1 protein-coding gene is annotated in these 276 nt (G+C 42.4%); it reads right to left on the bottom strand.

The window, feature by feature from the left end:
• The coding region (locus tag RYX56_RS22145) for a LysR substrate-binding domain-containing protein (RefSeq protein ID WP_317124089.1) at positions 1 to 276 on the bottom strand (276 nt) is incomplete at both ends.

The following is a 276-nucleotide window of genomic DNA, read 5'->3' as shown; positions in this document are numbered from 1 at the left end:
GTAAACCCCAGCTGACCGCAGGCATTCATAATTATTTCCCGCAAAATATACCCATGAGGAAACAAGACAAATGCGTCATCCCGCAAATCATTTAACTTTAAGATTGGTTTACGGGCAAGGGGATGATGCTGCGGAAGTAATGCAACAATTTTTTCAGTAAACAGCGTCCTGCCTTTAACCTTTTTCTCCCGCTTAGGCACTGGACCAATGAGTGCTAAATTGAAATCTCCCTTTATGACGCCGTCAATTAAATAAGGATAGGAGCCTTGGTTTAAC

Origin of the sequence: Alkalihalophilus lindianensis, from assembly GCF_032843265.1 — a bacterium.
Taxonomy (GTDB): domain Bacteria; phylum Bacillota; class Bacilli; order Bacillales; family Bacillaceae_D; genus Alkalihalophilus; species Alkalihalophilus lindianensis.
The sequence above is the reverse complement of the archived record's forward strand: the minus strand, read 5'-3'. Positions and strand labels throughout refer to the sequence as shown.